Source organism: Stenotrophomonas sp. Sm6012 (assembly GCF_030985895.1).
GTDB lineage: Bacteria > Pseudomonadota > Gammaproteobacteria > Xanthomonadales > Xanthomonadaceae > Stenotrophomonas > Stenotrophomonas forensis.
Genome location: NZ_JAPTFX010000003.1, coordinates 1 through 12,319 on the forward strand (window position 1 = coordinate 1; position 12,319 = coordinate 12,319).

General features: G+C 67.1%; 15 protein-coding genes. 1 reads left to right on the forward strand and 14 read right to left on the reverse strand.

The genetic code is table 11. The features are described 5' to 3' along the window. The 14 genes from O0J73_RS01025 to O0J73_RS01090 all read right to left on the reverse strand — a co-directional run. Window positions 1-515, reverse strand: a 515-nt coding sequence (locus O0J73_RS01025; RefSeq protein ID WP_308307805.1) for a RebB family R body protein, incomplete at its 3' end; no start/stop codon positions are given. Beyond that, complete coding sequence (locus O0J73_RS01030; protein WP_008265905.1) at window positions 512-748, reverse strand: RebB family R body protein; 237 nt, start codon at window positions 746-748, stop codon at window positions 512-514. The genes O0J73_RS01030 and O0J73_RS01025, both read right to left, overlap by 4 nt. Window positions 749-817: 69 nt before the next feature. Next, window positions 818-1,090 (reverse strand): RebB family R body protein, encoded by a 273-nt coding sequence (locus O0J73_RS01035; RefSeq protein WP_005416651.1) that lies wholly within the window; start codon window positions 1,088-1,090, stop codon window positions 818-820. Between the two features lie 60 nt (window positions 1,091-1,150). Continuing rightward, window positions 1,151-1,417 (reverse strand): RebB family R body protein, encoded by a 267-nt coding sequence (locus O0J73_RS01040; protein ID WP_006446865.1) that lies wholly within the window; start codon window positions 1,415-1,417, stop codon window positions 1,151-1,153. Between the two features lie 26 nt (window positions 1,418-1,443). Beyond that, on the reverse strand, window positions 1,444-1,713 hold the full coding sequence (locus O0J73_RS01045) for a RebB family R body protein (protein WP_005416649.1): 270 nt from the start codon (window positions 1,711-1,713) through the stop codon (window positions 1,444-1,446). Between the two features lie 43 nt (window positions 1,714-1,756). Continuing rightward, entirely contained in the window at window positions 1,757-2,047 is a 291-nt protein-coding gene (locus tag O0J73_RS01050; RefSeq protein ID WP_005416648.1) for a RebB family R body protein, read from the reverse strand. Between the two features lie 220 nt (window positions 2,048-2,267). Then, the gene (locus O0J73_RS01055) at window positions 2,268-3,320 is read right to left on the reverse strand and encodes an NUDIX domain-containing protein (protein WP_197565049.1); all 1,053 of its coding nucleotides are present in this window, start codon (window positions 3,318-3,320) and stop codon (window positions 2,268-2,270) included. Between the two features lie 76 nt (window positions 3,321-3,396). Further along, window positions 3,397-5,016 carry a hypothetical protein gene (locus O0J73_RS01060; RefSeq protein ID WP_308307806.1) on the reverse strand — a complete coding sequence of 540 codons (1,620 nt, stop codon included), beginning with the start codon at window positions 5,014-5,016 and terminating at the stop codon, window positions 3,397-3,399. 84 nt (window positions 5,017-5,100) lie between these two features. Then, window positions 5,101-6,426: a transporter gene (locus O0J73_RS01065; RefSeq protein ID WP_053508550.1), complete on the reverse strand. Its 1,326-nt coding sequence runs from the start codon at window positions 6,424-6,426 to the stop codon at window positions 5,101-5,103. Between the two features lie 46 nt (window positions 6,427-6,472). Further along, window positions 6,473-7,222: a hypothetical protein gene (locus O0J73_RS01070; RefSeq protein WP_308307807.1), complete on the reverse strand. Its 750-nt coding sequence runs from the start codon at window positions 7,220-7,222 to the stop codon at window positions 6,473-6,475. Window positions 7,223-7,235: 13 nt separating this feature from the next. After that, the gene (locus O0J73_RS01075; RefSeq protein WP_006446620.1) at window positions 7,236-7,940 is read right to left on the reverse strand and encodes a C39 family peptidase; all 705 of its coding nucleotides are present in this window, start codon (window positions 7,938-7,940) and stop codon (window positions 7,236-7,238) included. A 98-nt stretch (window positions 7,941-8,038) separates the two neighbouring features. Then, the gene (locus O0J73_RS01080; protein ID WP_308307808.1) at window positions 8,039-9,355 is read right to left on the reverse strand and encodes an adhesin; all 1,317 of its coding nucleotides are present in this window, start codon (window positions 9,353-9,355) and stop codon (window positions 8,039-8,041) included. 42 nt (window positions 9,356-9,397) lie between these two features. Next, complete coding sequence (locus O0J73_RS01085) at window positions 9,398-10,015, reverse strand: hypothetical protein (RefSeq protein ID WP_308307809.1); 618 nt, start codon at window positions 10,013-10,015, stop codon at window positions 9,398-9,400. Next, a complete protein-coding gene (locus tag O0J73_RS01090; RefSeq protein ID WP_308307810.1) occupies window positions 10,012-10,542 on the reverse strand; it encodes a hypothetical protein in 531 nt (176 codons plus the stop codon). The genes O0J73_RS01085 and O0J73_RS01090 overlap by 4 nt, the downstream gene beginning before the upstream one ends. Window positions 10,543-10,937: 395 nt before the next feature. On the opposite strand from O0J73_RS01090, the gene O0J73_RS01095 reads away from it, so the two are divergent. Next, window positions 10,938-12,293 (forward strand): sigma-54 dependent transcriptional regulator, encoded by a 1,356-nt coding sequence (locus O0J73_RS01095; protein ID WP_308307811.1) that lies wholly within the window; start codon window positions 10,938-10,940, stop codon window positions 12,291-12,293. The last annotated feature ends 26 nt before the right edge of the window (window positions 12,294-12,319 follow it).

The window sequence follows — 12,319 nt, forward strand, 5'->3', positions numbered from 1 at the left end:
CCCGCTGCCGGTTCCGGACCGGGCGTGGAGTCGGGCGCAGGGCCGGGCGTGGGCGCCGCGCCGTCGCCTGCAAGCTGTTCGAGCGTGTGCAGGCTGGCGGTGGCGGCCGCAGCGTCGGCAGTGGCACCGTGGGTCTGTGCCTGCAGGACGCTGATGGCGGTCTTTCCTTCTGCGGTAGCCGCGGCGATCACCGCCGCGGGCGAAGGCGGCGCCGGCACCGGTCCCGGCAGGGGAATGACCTGCGGCGGTGGCGGCGGCGGGGGAAGCGGCGGCGGCGGTGGCACCGGCCAGGGGGCATTGATCATCTTCGCGCAGGCGGCGGTGACCGCGGCGTTGCTGACCATGCCCGCGCCCTGCTGGCGCGCAACCGCGTTGTGCATGGCCGTGCCCAGCGTCTCCAGCATCACCATGTCGAGCATGCTGAAGGACTGCGCCGGCCCCTGGGCCACCAGCAGGGTCGAGGCGGCACTGACGCTGTCGACGATCTGGCTGTTGACGGTGTTCTCACTGCTCATGATGGAACGGCTCCCTTCTGGATGATCAGGGCCAGGACCTGGGCCAGGCTGGCGCCGGCGGTGACCTGGCCACGTTGCTGGTTGGCCACGGCGTTCTGCATGGCCAGGCCCAGGCTGTCGGCCATCGCCAGGTAAGTGGCGGACATCGCGAACGACGGGGCGAGGGCGATCGCCAGGCCCGAGCCGGCGCTGGCAGCGTCCAGCAGGTAGCCGGTGGCAGGCGATGCGGCCATCAGACAGGGGCCCGGCGTGACGCCACCCGGGCGGGGGCGCTGAGGGGGGCGTCACGCCGGGCCGACACGTCAGCGCAGACCCAGGATTTCGCGGGTGGCTACGCCGTTGGAGGCGGTGTCGATGGCATACAGCGTGGACACGCCCTGGGTGGTCGAGGCCTGCATGGTCACGTAGGACTGTTGCTGGTTGTTGGTGGCGTTGTGCGCGGCGTTGGACAGTGCCTGGCTGGTGGCCACGAACAGATTGCCCATTGCGATGGCCGGCGCATCACCAAGGACCTTGGTGTTGACCTGCGAAACCGAATCGGTGATCTGGCTGTTGACGGCGGTGGGAAATGCCATGGTGAAAACTCCTTGGGTGGACAGCACTACAGGAACGGAGACTGCCGGCACTTAGTGGAATCAGCCGAGAATCTTCCGGGTGGCGGCGCCGGTGGCGCCGGTATCGACGGCGTAGAGCAGCGCAACGCCCATCGTGGTCGCGGCCTGCGCCGTGACATACATCTGCTGCTGGGCGAGCGTTGCGTTGTGGGCCGCATTCGCCAGGGCCTGTGCCGTGGCCTGGTACAGCGTGCCCATCGCCGTGGCGGGGGCCACGCCCAGCACCTGCAGGTTGGCCTGGCTGACCGAATCGGTGATCTGGTCGTTGACGGCCGTGGGAAATGCCATGGCTCAGCTCCTTGCCTGCCGGCGCATCACGCGCCGAGGATTTGCTTGGTGGCCACGCCGGTGGTGGCGGTATCGATCGAGTACAGCGTGGCCACGCCCATGGTGGTGGCCGCCTGCGCGGTCACGTAGGACTGCTGCTGGGCATTGGTGGCGTTGTGGGCGGCGTTGGCCAGCGCCTGCGCGGTGGCCTGGTACAGGTTGCCCATGGCGACGGCGGGGGCGTCGCCCAGCACCTTGGTGTTGGCCTGGGTGACCGAATCGGTGATCTGGTCGTTTACTGCGGTCGGGAATGCCATGTCGAGCTCCTTGAGGTTGGCGGGTCAGCTGCGGAACGACGGATCAGGAACCGAGGCCGCGGACGCGGGTGCTGAGGATTTCCTTGCTGGCCACGGCCGTGGTGGCGGTATCGATCGAGTACAGCGTGGCCACGCCCATGGTGGTGGCCGACTGTGCGGTCACATACGACTGCTGCTGGGCGTTGGTCGCGTTGTGGGCCGCATTGGCCAGCGCCTGTGCGGTGGCCTGGTACAGATTGCCCACCGCCACGGCGGGCGCATCGCCCAGTACCTTGGTGTTGGCCTGGGTGACCGAATCGGTGATCTGGTCGTTTACCGCGGTTGGAAATGCCATGTCCTGCTCCTGCGAAAAGGTGGAAGTGCGTGGTATCCAGATTCACGGTGCGTGGTGCGTAACTGCGTGTGCTTCACCGTGGATGCAGAGTAGAAACAAGCGCTGCGGCTGGATTGGTGGAATCGACGGAGAATGCGGGGGAAATGGTGTGAAGAGCGGGGCCGTGATGCGGGGGGGGGCGTCGCCGCATCATCGATTTCTCCGCATCCGCGTCGCCCGCCTACTGCTGTTCAATGTAGCGGGCCATGCGCAGGTACCAGTCGATGGACTGGGACTCGGCAAAGCGTCGCTGCCTGCGCTCCCACGCCGCAAGGGCTAGCCCTCCGGCGGGCATCGGCACGGGGACCGGCCGCAGCGTGTCGGGAATCGAGACGGGCTGGTATGTCCCCAGAGAGCTGCTCAGCTCGTCCTGCGCCACGGTGCAGACCGCATCCAGTTCCCAGTCGACCACCGACCCGGCGGTCGGCCGATTGAGCCAACCGGTCTGGGCCATCAGGTTCGCGTTGATCCGTGTCACCAGGTCGGCGATGTCCTGGCCGCCGGGCAGGTCAAAGCAGACCAGGTAGAAATCGGCACCTCCCGGCGCGGTCTGGAACAGCGTGTGGTAGGCCATCACATAACCTGCGTCCAGCTCGACCCCGGTTTCTTCCTGGAATTCCCGCCTGGCCGCATGCTCGGCGGTTTCCGCATCCGACATGCGTCCCCCGGGCAGTGCCCACTGCCCGGCCTGGTTCACCAGGCGCGGCGATTGCGAGCCGGCCCAGCCCGAAATGCGACGCTGTGCGGCGTTGACGATCGCCTGCAGGTTCGGGTCCGGCCATGCGGGGATGCCTACATTTTGAAGCTGGACCCAGGCCGGCACGGCCCCTCCACCCGCGACCCAATCGGCCGCCCCCATGGCGGCGGCCCGGTCCACGGCGGCCAGCACCGTCGGCAATGCTGCCTGCAGCTGCGCCAGGACCTGGCCGGCGTTGTTGACCGCAACGGCCGCTTGATTGATGGCATCCCGCGTGGCGACGCCATTGGCGGCAGCCCCCGCGGGCCACGCAGACGTCGCTGCAAGCACGGCATTGGCCAGCGATGCGTTGATGGCGGCGACCGCGCCGGCATTGACGGCGCTGCCTGCGGCAACGTTCACCACCGTGGTCAGGGCGGACGCCGCCTCGGCCACCAGCACCGGCGCGGCATAGCCGCTCCACCAGGCATTGGTGATCTGCTTGCGTGCGATCAGGTACTGATCGTCCGAGCGAAGTGTTGCGTAGACCTGTGTCATTTCGTTTCTCCGGTTGGAACAGCGTCGTGCCTGCCGCAGTGGATGGAAGGGCGGCAGCGCGGATCAGGGCGATGTGTCAGTGGTTGCGATGCTCGATCAGGTAGGTGAATTCGTTCCGCGTGTTCTCACGCGGTGCAATGGGCGGGAGGAGGGTGTCGTAGCGGGCCTCCCACGCCGGGGTATTGCGCCGATCGAGGAACGGCCGATCCTTCTCGTCAGGGAGATCCGGTGGCCCGGGTTTGTCCGGGGACAGGTGTTTCAGATGCTCGGCCAGGCTTCCGGCCACCTCGACCACCTTTTCGTAGAGCACCTGCCGTCGCTCAGGCTCGGCGAACTCTTCCAGGTCGGTCCATTCGATGGTTGAACCCATCGCCTTGATCCGCTCCATCCCTTTCCAGTTCAGAAGCGCGTTCTCCCACACGTCGGTCCTGGCGAGCACCCGCGGCAGCTCGGTGACGGCCCAGGTATAGGTCTGCAGGTTCTGGGTTCGCATGACATCCATCAGCGAAGCCTTCAGCCAGATGCCGGTGAGGTCTTTCAGCGCACTGTGGTACGGGGCCCAGTCACCCAGGGTCACCTCCGGCTCGTCGGCATCGATCGCGCGGGTGGACCCGGCATCCCAGGCCTTCTGCTGCAGCTCCAGCTGCGGCGCTTCCCCGAGTTCGGCCAGGGCGCCGGTCAGCAGTTTTCCAACCACCAGGTAGAGCAGGGCGGAGCGGCCAATCGCCTCGGGCGCGAACAGCTTCCTCGCCTCCGGTTCCACGCCGAGTGCACGCTGGTATCTGCACCACGCCTGCAGCAGCACATGCCGCCAGTACCAGGCCGTCAGCTTCTGCCCGGCCTTTTCGCCACTCAGCTCCTGCTGTGCACGAACCGCTTGCGAGTAGTGCTTGTCGTGGGTCTTGTACATCATGTACAGGAAGTAGCCGCTGAGCGTCATCGGCAGGTTCATCTGCGAGGCGTAGCCTTCGGACCAGAATTTGCTGCAACGGGCCAGGATGATGCCCGGGGTATAGCTTTCCCAGTCGAGCCTGCGCAGCTTGTGGCGCAGCAGCCCGGCGGGAATGTTGATGCCATCGTCTACATTGCCGACGTTCAACCCTTCGCCCACCTCCTTCCAGCTGGCATAGTCGATGGCCTTCAGTGCCACCAGCTCCAGTTTCAGCTGGCCCGTGTTGATGTGGGTGTTGAGCAGTTCGACCAGCTTGGGTGCGAACTGTCCCGCCCAGTCGCCGAGCGTGATGGCGTTGACGCCCTGCGTCTCTGCTTTCTGGATGGACGCCTGCAGCATCGCCACAAGCTGTTCCTTGAAGGCGTAGGCTTGATCAATGGCGCCGAAGCGCAGCGGCGGCGTGACGAGTTCGAAGACGTTGCCGGAATCGGATTCGAGCTTCCATGGCTCGGTGCCGGCGATGTCGAAGCAAGCTGCGACCACGTGGGTGAACGCGAAGATCACGCTGTCGTGCGTGCAGAACTCGATTTCGATGCCATACGTGTTGTCGGTCAACGCCTCGCCGCCCTTGCCGATGTCGATGCCCTGGACGGTCGGGCGCTTGCTGACGATCCAGCCGAGCTGGCCGTCCTCTGCGATGTTTGCCATGCGAATGCCCCTGCATGAGTGCGCGACCGGGAATGGCCGGCTCAGGGGCATGCTAGAAACGGGGAGACTGCGGGAATCGGCCGAATCGACGCGCAATGCGGTGCCATTGCGCGGATCTTCGCCGATGCGGCGGAATCGACGACGGCGGGCCACAGCCACGCCGTCGCCGGCCCACGGGGGCTAGAGCATGTACGGGATCTTGAAGGCCAGGGTGAAGTCCGGCGCATCCGGGGTCAGGCCGATGCCGAGCAGGGTCACCAGGGTGGTGTGCTGGTTCAGCGCATAGGTCACGCCGAGATTCAGTGACGCCGCATTGGCATCGCTGCCGATCACCTTCATCCACTGCCCGCCCTGGAAGCGGGTCGAGGCGCGGGCGCTGATGCGGTCGCTGAAGGACAGGCTGAGGCTGGTGCGTTCGTTGAACGCGAACGCCACGCCGGCGCCGAAATACACCGAACCGCCGAGCTTCACATCGCCGGGATTGACGGTGTCGGGGTTGCTGTCGATGTCGTTGAAGCCGCGCGGAAACGAATGCACATAGCCCAGATTGGCGAACAGGATGGCCGGGTCGGCGGTCTTGACCATCGACAGGCCCACATTGGCCTGCCAGACGCCGTTGCCGGTGGGCTGTTCTTTCGGTACGGCGAAGCGGATGTAGTCATCGTCGTCGCGCTCGATCACCTTCCAGTCCAGCCCGTAGGGCGCGCGCCCGGTGGGTGCGGTCACCCCGGCGGTAAGCACGGTTTCAGGCCGCCAGCCGCGCTCACCGAACAGGCGGTAATTCGCGCTCAGGCCGATATCGCCCAGGCCATTGCCATTGGTCTCTTCCTGGGCGATGGCGGCGGCCGCACCCCCGGCACCGCCTTTCTGGTACACCGTGCGCCGTGCGAGGTACGGCACATCCAGGTTGAGGGTGAGATTGGGACTGACGCCCCAGCGTGCGGCTAGGTTGTAGGTGAGCGAATCGGATTCGACGTTCTCGATGGCGATGTTGCCGAGGAAGATCGCATCCAGTGCCAGGAAACCATTGAGAGTGAGCTGCTTGCGGTCATAGCGGGCGTAGGTGAGGCTGTTCTCGATGGTGAAGCGACGCGAGAACAGGGCCGATTGCTGCTGCTTCACATCATCCACGCTGCGCCGCGACTCCTGCCTGGCCTGCTGCGCTTCGGCCGCAGTGCTGGCGTAGCCTTCGCCGCCGGGCGCTGTCTGTCCCGGCGCTGCCTGTAGAGTCGAGCCATGCTCGACTTCCATGCCCGTGCCGGCTGCCGCCGCTGTTGCCGGCCCGGCAGGCCCCGTGCGCCCACTCAATCGCGCCTGCATCGCCTGCACCTGCATGTCGAGCTCGCGCAGGCGTCGGACTTCCTGCGCGTAGTTGCTCTTCAGCTGCTCCAGCTGGTTGGCCAGGGCCTGCACGTCGGCGTTGTCGTCGGCCGTGGGCGGCGCGGCGAGGGCGGTGCCCGCCAGCGCCGCCAGCGCCAACGGGGTGATCCTCAGAAGGGTATGCATGTTCGTGTCCTGCGTTGTGGAACGCGTCCCCCAATGCCGCGCCGTACTACTGGCCCGGCCCCATGCCGCGGTTCAACGCAATCGCCTGGGCCACGTTCTGGCTCAACGGCAGGTTGCCGCCCGCGGTGTTGCGTACCAGCTCCAGCCGCAGCTGGTTGCTGGCTGCCTGGCCGTCACCGGCCAGGGCAATGCCCTGGCCGACGCTGCCATTGCGTATCCATTGCTGTACCAGGCCCTGGCCATCCATCTGCAGCTGCAGGCGCGCCTGATTGCCATCGAGCACGGCGCTGGCGCTCACCCCGGCCTGCTGCGCGCTGGCCGAGTGCGCGCCATCGGACTGCATCGCGGGAACGTCGCCGTCACGCACCAGCAGTGTGGTGGTGTTGCGCGCGGCGTTGCCATCGCCGGCGACCTGCACGCTCTGCACCAGCCCACTGACATTGGCCAGGCCGCTGCTGTCGATGCTGCGGCCCGCTGTGGCAGGCAGCGGCGCGTCGGCGGCGGTGACATGCACGCTGGGCTGGAAGCTGAGCTTGGGTGCACCACCGCCGCGGAAATCCATGCCCAGGGTCAACGTGCCCTGCAGGGCCGTGCCATTGCTGGCCTGCCACTGCGAAACCATCGTCACCCCGAACCAGGCCACGCTGTTGCCGCCCACCGTGTAGCGGCCACGCATCAGGTTCAGTTCGGGGTCGGGAATTTCCTTCAGGCCGCGACCCGGTGCTGCTTCCGCCGCCCGCACCGGCAGCGCGGGAAGCATCAGCAGCAGGGTCATCAACAGGGGAAGACGGATCATGGCGAAGCCTCCTTCAGAACAGGTCGGCATGGCTGAAGCCGAAGTCGACCAGCTCGGCATCGGTGATCGGCCCCTGCCGCGCGTAGAGCGCGCGGGCACTGGGCCGTTCGCTGGGTTGCAGCAGCACCGTGTTGCGATCGAAATCACTGCCGATCACCACGAACACGGCGCGTGACGGCCAGGCGGCGAGGAAGTCCGGCAGTGCCAGGCTGCGGTTTCCGAGGATCGGATCAGCCACTTCGACGATGCCTTCGCGCACCTGCTTGAGCACCACGAAATGGCGGAAGCCGCGCACGTCCATCAGCACCAGCCCGGGCACGCGCAGGGTGCGCAGGCGGGCTTCGTCGATGCGGTAGCCGCGCCCGCGCATGCCCAGTGACTCCACATAGCGCTTGATGTCCAGCAGCGAGAAGCCGCGCTCGGCCACCAGTGCCGGGTCTGAAACCCCCATCATTCCCTGGATCACCGTCGCCTCGTCGGTGTCCAGGTGGTAGGCATGGCGCAGGATGGTGGCCAGTGCGGCCGCGCCACAGCTGTAATCGGTGTGCTGGCGCACCACGTTGCGGTAGCGCCGCTCCTGCATGCTCTCCACTTTCTGCTGCAGCAGGGCGCCATTGGGCAGTACCCCGCTGAAGCGCACCTCGCCCGCCCACGCGGGGTTGATGCCCAGCAGCAACAGGCACGCCAGCAGCCAGGTTGAAGGTCGGCAGCGGAACATCGCGTTCTCCGGCAGCAGGGGGGAGCCCCTGTTCCAAGGGGGAGGAGGAACAGGGGCTCCCGGAACCCGGTCATTGGCGGATGGCCGGGGTGTTGCACTTACTCGCCGCTGCCACCACCGCCGCCGGTGCTGGGCTGGGCGACTGCCAGGGCCAGGCTGTTGGCCTGCAGGTTGCCGGTACCCGATGCCACGTTCACGCCGATGTTGCCGGAGGCGCCGGAGAAGGCACTGCCCGACAACGCCGAGGTGTTGGTGGCATCGACGTTCACCCAGCGCGTGGTGCTGACCGTACCGCTGAGGCTGGCGTACAGATCGGCCACGCCCAGCTCGACGAACTGGCTGGTGCCGCTCTCACGCGTGTCGAAGCCCAGGCCGCCCACCCCCGGCCGGTTGGGGTTCATCGTGGCGTTCTGGATCTCGTTGTCCAGGTCGATGTGGCCGGTGCTGTTGCCACCCGGATGCGGCAGTGCGCCGTTCCACGTATCCAGGTAGTAGTTGGCCATCTGGTAGGCATTGCCGGTGCCGCGATAGGTGCCGGCGCCGTAGCCCAGGGTCAGGCCATTGACGCTGCCGCGCATGCCCACCTGTACGGTGTCGGTGTAGGACTGCACGAAGCCGGCGTTGCTGACGGTGTTGCCGGTGGAGACCTGGTTGGAGCTGATGCTGGATTGGGCAACGGCCGTAGTCGCCACCGAGGCGGCCAGCGCGTTCTTCTGCTCGTTGTTGTTGCCCGACGCGATGTTCACGCCGATATTGCCCGAGGCACCGCCGAAGGCATTGCCGCCAAGCGTGGCCGCATTGGTGGCGCCGGCGTTCTGGGTGGCGTTGCCGAACCCGGCCTGGTTGACGAACACTTCGGCGTCGGCCATGCCGAAGCTGAAGGACGCATCCGCCGCCGACAGCGATGCGGCGTTGTCCTGCGCGTTGTTGTCGCCGGACACCACGTTGAAGCCGAGGTTGCCGGACGCACCTGCGCCTACGCTGTCGCCGATCGAGGCACGGTTGGTGACCAGGCTGTTGCTGGTGGCGTTGTTGCTGATCGACTGGCGGTTGTCGATCACCGCGATGGCCGCCGAATCGAGGTCGATGTCGCCGGTGATGGTCGGATCACCGGAGAAATTGACGTCGGTGCTCAGGCGCAGGTCCTTTTCCAGGTTCACGTCGACGCCGTGATTGTTCTTTTCCTTGCGTTCGTCGGCCTGGATGGTGCTGTGCTTCTGCACATTGACGTTGACGGTGCGGTTGCGTACGTCGTTGTCGGTGTGATTGTGGGTGTCGTTGCGGGTTTCGCTGACGGTGTGGTTGTGATTGATGTTCGCGTTGGCGTTCTGGTTGTCCCAGCCATTGGCCGCAGCGGCGGTCGAGGCAGTGGCAATCGCCATGGCGAGCATGGTCCGTTTGACGGTCGCTTTCATGGTGCCCTCTCTCTCATCGGATGGTGCATCGGTGGGTGGTTGTCACGGGCGGTCCTGCACGACCAGGCCCAGTACGTTGGCCGTGTCGTTGCCGCTGCCCGCGATCTGATTGAGTTGCAGGACCCCGTCGAATCCCCGCAGTGCGGTGCTGGCTACACCGGCGCTGCGGGTTCCGGCCGCAGCGCCGTGATCGACGCTGTCCCGCCCCCCTGCCAACGCGGAACCTTCGGCGGCCAGGGCCGTGTCGTCGGTTTCGCGTATGCCCTGTCGGGCCAGGGTCGCGCTGACGACGTTGAGCGTCGTGTTGGCGCTGCCGCTGGCCTGGTTGATCGAAGCTATGCCGCTGGCGCCCGCCAGTGCCTCACCGCCGATGTGCGCGGCGGCATGCAGGGGTGCGGACAGCACCCGGTTGCCGTTCTGCAGCTGTTGCGCGCTGATGGCCACATCGGCGCGTTCAGCGCGGGCGATGCCGCGAAGATTGGCCTGCAGGTTGAAATCGCCCGCCGCCTGGTTCACCGCGATGGCGCCGCTGGCACCTGCCAGTGCGCGGCCCTCGATGCGGGTCAGGTCCAGGTAGGCGAGCATGCCGCTGTAGTCGTCGGCCGATGCGGACAGCGGCGCGGCGATCACCGCCAGCAGCGGCCACGCCAGGGCCTTCACTTGCCACCTGCCGGGGCGGTGCCCTGCAGCGGGAACTGGCCGAGCGCGCCGCGCACCGTATCGGCGATGCCACGGGTGCTGTTGCCGACCGCGCCCAGCGGGCCACTCATCGTGCCGCCCAGACTGCTGCCGACCATGCCGTCGCCGTTGCGGCCCAGCGTGCCGCCTAGGGCCTGCTGGGTAACGCGTTCAACGGTGGTGCCGCCCGCTACCGCCGGAGGGGTGAAATGGCCTGCACCCATCCCCGCGTAGTCGGCATCGCTGAGCTCATCCATTCCGGAGGCCGGGTCACCGCTTCCGAGCGCTGCGGCGATCTCGCGCTGCGGCTTCGGATCGGCGATCAGCGCGATGCCCGGTGGCGCCATGCGGTAGGCCGGTCGGGCCGCGACATCGCGCAACAGGACGATTTCGCCCGGTTGTGCCTTCACCCCCTGGCGGGCACCGGACGCGCCTGCAGCCGTGGCGACGGCCAGCAGAGCAAGGGCCAGCGATGCAGCCAGGCCACGAATCAGGGTGGTGCCGTCCATGCCGATCTCCCGCGATGGGTGCGGCGGAACCACGCATCAACCGTGCCAACTGCCAAAGGCTGGTGCAGCAGCCGATGCCGGTGGTGCGGGGGGGTGGGGTGCTGCCGGACTGTTACAGCGGCGTCGGGAAATTGTTGGGATTGCGCAACCCGCAGGCGCCACAGGGCAAAGGGACGGCCGACTGTCGCATTGTTGTTACAGGTGCCGTCGCGGACTGCAACGGTGCCGCTTCAGCCGGTGATTTCTTGACGCGCTGCCCATTGCGCCGCCGTTTAGCGCGGCGCTAGGATCCGCCCAACAAAGGCCGCCGAGGTGGCCGTGGAAATCCCGGCGGAGGGCGGCACGCCGGCGATCGACTGACAGTCCGCCGACGGTGTCCGGATGCTGGGGGAAGCATGGCGGCGGTCCCGGAAGCTTCAAGCTCGCGCTGTGTGTTGTGGTTTGGCCAGCCGCTGCCGAACGAGCGCAGCGCGCTCGCGGCCGCAGGCTGGTACGTGCGCAGCATTCAACCCGACCCTGGCATGGCGATCGGGCTGCGTGGCCGTGATCGATTGCTGGCCGTGATCGATCTCCGCCACCTGGACGCAACGGCGTTGCAGCTGCTCGCGCCATGGATCGAACAGCACCTGCATCTGCCCTGGCTGGCAGTGCTGCCGCCGGGCGCAGGCGCCACACCGTCGGCATGGTTGCCCGTGCTGCAGCACTGTCCTGCGCGGTTCACCCTGCCATTCGGCCTGCAGGACCTGGTCTGCGCGATGCGCAGCCAGTTCGATGCGGATGATCCGCCCACCGACGAGGCCTGTGCAGGGCAGGGGCCGCGCGCATTGATCGGCGAAAGCCCGGCGCTGCATGCGGTGCGCACGGTACTGCACAAGTTCGCACCGGTCGAGCTGCCGGTGCTGGTCACCGGCGAAACCGGCACCGGCAAGGAGCTGGCCGCGCATGCGCTGCATGCGCTGTCCGGGCGTGCCGGCAAGCCTTTCATCGCAGTGAACTGCGGTTCGATTCCGGCCAACCTGGTGCAGTCGGAACTGTTCGGGCACGAGCGCGGTTCCTTTACCGGCGCCGACAAGCGCCAGATCGGCGTGTTCGAATCCGCGCAGGGCGGCACCGTGTTCCTGGATGAAGTGGGCGATCTGCCCGCCGAGGCGCAGACCAGCCTGCTACGGGTGTTGCAGGAGGGGACGTTCGAGCGTGTCGGCAGCAGCCAGTCGCTGCGTGCCGATGTCCGCGTGCTGGCCGCGACCCACGTCGAACTGGAACAGGCGGTGGCGCAGGGGCGGTTCCGCAGCGATCTCTATTACCGGCTCAACGTGCTGCGCCTGCTGATGCCACCGCTGCGCGAGCGCGGCGCCGATGTGCTGCTGCTGGCCGAGCACTTCCTGCGTTGCTTCCGGCGGCGCCACACGGTGCGCGCACGCGGCTTCTCGCCCACAGCGAGCCAGGCAATGCGGCGCTTTGGCTGGCCCGGCAATGTGCGTGAACTGCTCAACCGGGTGCAGCGGGCGGCGATCATGGCCGAGGGCGAGCTGATCAGCGAGCGTGACCTTGAACTGGGCGAACCGGCAGAGGTAATGCCCAGCGCGATGCTGCATGATGCGCGCGGCCAGGCCGAACGCGATGTACTGCTGCAGACGCTGCGCCACACCGGCTACAACGTGTCCGAGTGCGCACGGCAGATGCAGATTTCGCGGGTGACGGTGTACCGGCTGTGCCGCAAGCATCGGCTGGAGCTGCCGGCACAGCGCTGAGCCGGGTTGACGCCGCCGCCCGTACC

Excerpts from the sequence above, each read along its gene's own strand:
- O0J73_RS01055 (WP_197565049.1), bottom strand. The coding sequence starts at position 3,320 with ATGACACAGGTCTACGCAACACTTCGCTCGGACGATCAGTACCTGATC.
- O0J73_RS01095 (WP_308307811.1), top strand. The coding sequence starts at position 10,938 with ATGGCGGCGGTCCCGGAAGCTTCAAGCTCGCGCTGTGTGTTGTGGTTT.
- O0J73_RS01035 (WP_005416651.1), bottom strand. The coding sequence starts at position 1,090 with ATGGCATTTCCCACCGCCGTCAACAGCCAGATCACCGATTCGGTTTCG.
- O0J73_RS01065 (WP_053508550.1), bottom strand. The coding sequence starts at position 6,426 with ATGCATACCCTTCTGAGGATCACCCCGTTGGCGCTGGCGGCGCTGGCG.
- O0J73_RS01075 (WP_006446620.1), bottom strand. The coding sequence starts at position 7,940 with ATGTTCCGCTGCCGACCTTCAACCTGGCTGCTGGCGTGCCTGTTGCTG.
- O0J73_RS01045 (WP_005416649.1), bottom strand. The coding sequence starts at position 1,713 with ATGGCATTCCCGACCGCAGTAAACGACCAGATCACCGATTCGGTCACC.
- O0J73_RS01050 (WP_005416648.1), bottom strand. The coding sequence starts at position 2,047 with ATGGCATTTCCAACCGCGGTAAACGACCAGATCACCGATTCGGTCACC.
- O0J73_RS01090 (WP_308307810.1), bottom strand. The coding sequence starts at position 10,542 with ATGGACGGCACCACCCTGATTCGTGGCCTGGCTGCATCGCTGGCCCTT.
- O0J73_RS01030 (WP_008265905.1), bottom strand. The coding sequence starts at position 748 with ATGGCCGCATCGCCTGCCACCGGCTACCTGCTGGACGCTGCCAGCGCC.
- O0J73_RS01040 (WP_006446865.1), bottom strand. The coding sequence starts at position 1,417 with ATGGCATTTCCCACGGCCGTCAACGACCAGATCACCGATTCGGTCAGC.
- O0J73_RS01070 (WP_308307807.1), bottom strand. The coding sequence starts at position 7,222 with ATGATCCGTCTTCCCCTGTTGATGACCCTGCTGCTGATGCTTCCCGCG.
- O0J73_RS01080 (WP_308307808.1), bottom strand. The coding sequence starts at position 9,355 with ATGAAAGCGACCGTCAAACGGACCATGCTCGCCATGGCGATTGCCACT.